Source organism: Novosphingobium sp., assembly GCF_032093395.1.
Lineage (GTDB): Bacteria > Pseudomonadota > Alphaproteobacteria > Sphingomonadales > Sphingomonadaceae > Novosphingobium.
Genome location: NZ_DAMDBA010000027.1, coordinates 48,246 through 54,697, shown reverse-complemented (window position 1 = coordinate 54,697; position 6,452 = coordinate 48,246). Strand labels below are relative to the sequence as shown.

At 59.9% G+C, this 6,452-nt stretch carries 4 protein-coding genes; 2 read left to right on the top strand and 2 right to left on the bottom strand.

Features of this window, described 5'->3' with window-relative positions:
* A partial coding sequence (locus tag RT424_RS11360) for a histidine kinase (RefSeq protein ID WP_313437867.1) occupies positions 1 to 1,379 on the bottom strand: 1,379 nt, incomplete at its 3' end.
* A gap of 331 nt (positions 1,380 to 1,710) precedes the next feature.
* Here RT424_RS11360 and RT424_RS24530 point away from each other — a divergent pair.
* Positions 1,711 to 1,914: a YsaB family lipoprotein gene (locus RT424_RS24530; RefSeq protein ID WP_409521478.1), complete on the top strand. Its 204-nt coding sequence runs from the start codon at positions 1,711 to 1,713 to the stop codon at positions 1,912 to 1,914.
* A gap of 413 nt (positions 1,915 to 2,327) precedes the next feature.
* Here RT424_RS24530 and RT424_RS11355 read toward each other — a convergent pair whose 3' ends face one another.
* Entirely contained in the window at positions 2,328 to 3,335 is a 1,008-nt protein-coding gene (locus RT424_RS11355; RefSeq protein ID WP_313437864.1) for a bile acid:sodium symporter family protein, read from the bottom strand.
* Between the two features lie 690 nt (positions 3,336 to 4,025).
* On the opposite strand from RT424_RS11355, the gene RT424_RS11350 reads away from it, so the two are divergent.
* Positions 4,026 to 6,437 (top strand): TonB-dependent receptor, encoded by a 2,412-nt coding sequence (locus RT424_RS11350; protein ID WP_313437862.1) that lies wholly within the window; start codon positions 4,026 to 4,028, stop codon positions 6,435 to 6,437.
* Positions 6,438 to 6,452: the final 15 nt, after the last annotated feature.

Sequence of the window (6,452 nt, the reverse complement as noted above, 5' to 3'; positions counted from 1 at the left end):
GACGACCGCCGAACTCGTGCTCTATGCGGTTCGGAACAATATCGTTGAGCCCTGACCGCTTCCTCGGCGGCATCGCCCTTGCGCCGCTGCGGGAAAAAGGCGCCCACCAGCGTACCGGTCCTGCGGCGCTCCAGGCAGAACACACCGCCTAGCGCCTCGACCCGCTCGCGCATTCCCGAAAGCCCTACGCCGACCGCCTCCCGCCGCCGCCCTGCCACGATGTCCTCGGCAATCCCGACGCCATCATCCTCGATCTCCAGCACGACATGCTTGGCCACCGTCCTCAGCCGCACATCCACACTGCGCGCGGACGCGTGCCTGCTCACGTTCACCAGCGCCTCCTGCGCAACGCGATAAAGCGCCAGTTCCAGCGCGGCAGAAGGCCGCAACGGCCCCGCGTAATTATGAAAGCCCACTTTAAGCCCCGTCCGGCGCGCGAAGCCCTTCAGGAAAGTACCCAGCGCCTCGACTATGCCTCCCGAGGCGAGTTCCGGTGGATGGAGAACGTAGCTGAGAGTGCGCATCTGATGCTGCGCCGTGCTGAGCGCAGCTTCGATCTCCAGGCAAGCCTTGTCGATCGCCTCGAACGTCCTGGCCTTGCGCACCGTTTCCAGCATGACTTGCGCAACGGCAACCTGTTGAGCGGTGCCATCGTGCAGTTCTCGCGCGATGCGGCGACGCTCCTCCTCCTGCGCGAGATGCAACCGGGCCTGCTCCGCTTTGCGCGAACGGGGATCCGCTTCCTTACGCCGGGTACCACGCACCACCACCGCGGCGCCCACCGGCTCGCTCACTTTCGCAACTTCGACAGCGAGTTCTTCCGCTACCGAAGCATGCAATGGATAGTTGCGGCATATCGTTTCCGCCGACCCTTCGATAACGCGAAACACATCGCTGCGCAGATCGGCCCGCGTATCATCGTTCAGCGGCAGTCGGTCCAGTACTCGCTCAAAAGGTAGCCCCAAGACGGCATGTTGAAAGTCCGCATCCTGAACGCCCAGCGCGGGGTCGCAGATCTTCGCGGCGATAACTTCGCCCTTGGGCCCAACGACGAACATGTCCAGAGGCAGAGACTGCGTTAAGGCCCGCACGAGGCCGCCGGCACCCTCAAAATAGTCAAGTTCTCCCACTAACGGCATCTTGATAACGACGCCACTGCAATCGTTTTCTAAACACGCCATTCTCAAAGCCCCGTATTTTCGCGGCATTTTGATCTGCCGACGCAATACAGTAGCCTTGAACGATTCTCTACAAATATTATTGTTCAGGAATGAACATTGCGAAATACATAAACTCAATTGAGTTTCAAATGTATCGCGCCGCCTTACTGCAAAGATTATGCCCGCACGGAAGGCGTCAGCTAACATCGTCAGAGTCATGCCTGGGTGACGCTGCTCGAACGATCCCGGCAATCCATACAGGTGTTCGATAATCGAAGAATGCGGTCGCATTTCACCGTCATGAAAGACTGCCTAAGCGCATTCCCGAACGGACCGCCTCTGCGGCACGAGGGAGGCACCAAGAGCGCCGGGCGACAGGCTTTTTGCCTTCCGAAGGCAGTATATCGGAAAATGGGCAATGGTAGCGGAGGAGGGACGCTATAACTCAATCACCGCTTCACCGGAACCAGGTTGCAAACAGCGCGTGTGAACGCGAGGTTCGGATTGGGATCAAGATCGCGATCTTGATCGCGGGCAGCCAAGGGGCAGCGTGGCGCCTTACGAACTGTCGCAACTCTGTCGCGGTCAGGCGGCCAATCGTTTCGACCGCCGCCCAAGCGAGATCACAGTCAATGCTCCTATTCGCCAACGCGATGGATCAACGGTTCAAGGCTGGTACGATCGTGAGGGCAAACGGACGGCGTTTTTCACCTGCCGGTTCGACCAAGATAATCGCTTCCTAAGTGTGTATTAAATTGAAGGAAAAGCCTTATCAGTTTCGCGTGACCTTTTCGCATAATACGAAGAGGTGATGCATTTGACGATTTCACCATGACAAGTTTGAGAATGTCCACAAACCACTCATGCCGCTTCTTTCAACGAGCAGATCCTGGTCTACCGGACATTGACTGACCTCGTCGGTCATCGGCGGGCGAATAACCGCTAACGGCGGCCCCCGCCGCTCTCCTGGTGAGCGCTGAAAGACCGTGCCTGATCGGCTGCCGCCAAAATTAAACGTCACTTCGTAGAACATTCCCTTCATAGAAGCGCCGGGCGGCACACAAAAAGCCCCTTAGTCAGCGGTTCCGACCAAAACTGTAGCTTCAGACTGAGCAGAAAATGATCGAAGCTCACCTGATGGAAACTCAGATGTAGCCGATGCGCGGCTTACCTTGCTGAGGCGGCCATCGTATCTGGATATTGGGCACTTTCGATATCCGGGCGATTGGCGATCTTTCGAGCAAGAACCGCACAGACCATCAGCTGAATCTGATGAAAAAACATCAGCGGCAGGATGATAGCGCCGACTTGCGCCGCCGGAAACAGCACTCCTGCCAGCGGAACGCCGGTCGCCAGGCTTTTCTTCGAACCACAGAACAGAACGACGATCCTGTCTTCCACGCTGAAGCCGAACATCCGGCTCATCATGCTGCCGATCGTCATGATTGCCGCTAGCAGCGTCAGCGAAAGCGCCACAACTAAGCCCATCTCGCCGAGCGTGACCTTGCGCCAGATACCTTCGAGAACGGCTGCTCCGAATGCCGAATAAACGACCAGCAGGATCGAGGCTCGATCGGTGTAGCCTAGCACCTGCTTATGCCGCTGCACGAAACTGCCAATCCACGGACGGAGCAGGTGACCGGTCAGGAAGGGCAACAGGAGTTGCAATGATATCGCGACGATTGCATCCGCCGAGAAACCTCGCGCATTGCCGGTAATGAACATCGCCGTAAGCAATGGCGTGATAAAGATGCCTGCAAGGTTCGAGAACGAGGCGCTGCATACCGCGGCCGCCACATTGCCCCGCGCGATTGCCGTGAAGGCGATCGAGGACTGCACAGTGGAAGGCAGCAGCGTCAGGAACAGCAAGCCACTTCGCAGAGAGGGCTCAACCCCGGGGATCGCCCATACGCCAAGGCCAAGCATGGGGAAGATCACGAAGGTGAGGCAGGCAACCGTCAGGTGCAGCTTCCAGGCGCGCACCCCGTCCAGGACCGCCGCACGCGAGAGCTTGGCACCATGCAAGAAGAACAACAGCGCGATGGCGGCATCTGCCACGCCGCCCACGATTTCGGTCGCCGCGCCTTGCGGCGGGGCTAGCGAGGCCAGCCCTACAGTCGAGACTAGCAGCAGCAGATAGGGGTCAATATTCAGGCGATGGAGGAGGCGGAGCATGGACGGTCCTGACAGCAGGGAGAGGGAAGATGCAGTTTCCCGACGCGCTCGGGTCACGCTTAGCTCTGACTTTGCGAAGACATGACGCCGTTGCGATCGGAGGCATTGCGACAAGGGCCTGAGCCCAATACCGAGGCTTCAGGTTGCGCTAATATCGATGAATTTTGCTCCGCGGCGAAGCAGGCCTGAACCAGCGCCATCGTCTCGCGCGCTCTGCGGTCGTCGCGTCCGGATGGCCCATGTACAGATGCCGACCTGCCACAGTTGATCGCCATCCCAGTATGCCGCGATCGCGCTGAAGATGTGCAATAGCATAAGCTTGGGTCATAGCAGTGCATCTTCCATCGATATGGGCTCACGCCTGACCAGCCTGTGACAGCAGAGAGCCGGCGCGTCTTGTCGCTGGCGACCTGACGACTTTGACCGGGCACGCCATGCCCGTGGCTTTCGCGGTGCAACACGACATTCCTTCCCGGTGTCGGCACATGCTTCAGCTCCGAAATACCCACGCGGCTGACCTTCAAGCCATTGCGCCCCGCCGTCGCCTGCCGTGGTGATCAACTACTTATTCGCAAGTGCACAAGACCGCACCCTCGCGCTGCGGCCAAGTTCATCGTCAAGCGGCCGATCCAGCAGCAAGCATGAGCCGCAAGCCCGGGAATCGACATACGACCTGTTCGGGGAGCTGACATGAGAACCAAGTCCACTTTCGCCTACGCCCTGGCATCGGGCATCTCGTTGCTTGCATTCACTTCGGCCAATGTTCAGGCGGCGGAAGCGGACGTCGCGCCCGCAGCTGTCGCCGATGCTGCTGCCGCCGAGGGCGGCATTACCGACATCGTCGTTACCGCAGAGCGGCGTGACGTCAGCCTGCAACAAGCCCCGCTTTCGGTAAGCGCGGTCACCGCCGACATGCTGAGGGCGGCAAACATCAACGATGTGACCGGCCTCAACGGTACCGTGCCCGGCCTCGTCGTGGCAAAGAGCGGCGGCGGCGAGCGCATCATCACGATCCGCGGGATCGGCTCGGAAACGCCGGAAAACACCAATACTCAGCCGGGCGTATCCTACCACATCGACGGCGTTTACATTTTCAACTCGATCGCCGCGAGCGCGGCGTTCATCGACGTGGCGCAAGTCGAAGTGCTGCGCGGGCCGCAGGGCACGCTGTTTGGTCAGGGATCGACCGGCGGCACCATCAACGTCGTCTCTATCGAACCGACCACCGATCGCACGACCGGCAACGTCAACGCCGGCTTCGGCAACTACAACTACATGGAAGGCTCGGGCGCGCTCAACGTACCGATCTCGGATATTTTCGCGATCCGCGGCGCCTTCCAGTACACCAAGCATGACGGCTATGCCCATGCCACCCAGGTGCCCGGCATCAGCAACTACGATCTCGACGATCAGGACGAAACCGGCTGGCGCCTTGCCGCCAAATGGCAGCCGGCGTCGAACTTCTCGATCGTGCTGAACACGATACAGTTCACTTCGAACACAAACGGCCCCGCGCAGAAGAATATTCTCGATCCGAACCCCGATCCGCGCGAACTGACGCAGGATTACCCGGGCCGCTCGAAGGTCAAGACGCAGCTCTACACAGGCGTGGTGAAGTGGGAAACGCCATTCGCCACGATCAAATCGATCACTGGCTACCAGAAGCTTCACTCGGAGCAGGCCTGGGATGCGGACGGCCTCGACACCGCACTGTTTTACCAGAACTCCTACAATCCGATCAGCTTCACCGGTGTTAGCTACGACCACGTGCCGCTCTGGGCTTCCGACACCACGAGTTGGAGTCAGGAGCTCAATCTCACCTCGACAGCCGAGGGTCCGTTTCAGTGGGTGCTCGGCGGCGTCTACCTGCACTCGAAGAACAGCCAGTACATCAACGAGTATCGCAGCGACGACAACAACTTCCTCCAGGCCGCCCTTCCGCAGGACACGGCCTGGAACGATCCGCTGGTCGCCAACCTGACTTACGCCGAGCTGTCGCAGATCAAACGCGAGCTCTACGCCTTCTTCGCGCAGGGAACCTACAACCTCACTAACCAGCTCAAGCTGACCGCCGGCTTGCGCTACAACCACGACAAGGCCACCGGGATGTACGATTCGATGTCGGGCGGCACGTCCAACCAGACATCGGGCGCCTATCTCCAAACCTCACCAAGCGGCAGCCGCCGGGCCGATGCCTGGACCGGCAAAGTGGCATTGGACTACCAGTTCACGCCGCAGAACATGCTTTATGCAAGCTGGACGCGCGGCTTCAAGCCCGGCGGGATCAACTCGGGAGCTTCATCGGGAAGCAGCGCCTACTACGCGCTCGGCTGGACGGATGCCATCCAGCCGACCTACAAGCAGGAAACGGTCGATTCCTTTGAGATCGGCTCCAAGAACCGCTTCCTGGGCGACACCCTGCAACTGAACGCCTCGGCTTTCCTGTACAACTACAAGAACATGCAGTTCCTGGAGGAGGACCCGATCCTCTACGGCGAGGGCATCAGCAACGCTCCCAAAGCACGCGTCTACGGCCTCGAACTCGAAGGCATCTATGCGCCGACCGAGCACTTGCGGTTCGATGCCTCGATGTCCTGGCTGGAAGGCGAATTCACCTCGCACTACGCCGCCCTCGATCCCTCCGCGGCAGCCGCCGCGCAGAATGCCGCGGGTTTTCCGGATTGGCTGTTCTGGACCAACTACTACGACGCCGCGGTGGCCCGCGACGGCGCCCGCGCCGATATCAAAGGCAATCGCATCCCCAAGCTCCCGCGTTGGCAAGGCAACATCGCGGCTACCTGGAATGGCAAAGTTGGCCCAGGCACGCTCACGGCACGCGCGCAACTGATCTACCGCGGCGAGTACCAGTACCGCCTGTTCAACAACGGCGATGTCGACCTCACGCCCTCGTACACGCAGGTGAACGCGATGCTGAAGTACGAACCCGAGGGTACGAACACCAACGTAACCCTGCGCGTTATCAACCTCTTCGACGAGGACGGCATCAATTCGCGCTTCTCCGACCCCTATGGCAGCGCGCAAGTGATGGACACCTACATTCCGCCGCGCCAAGTGATCCTCTCGGTGGGGTACAAGTTCTAAATTCCTGCGGGTCGC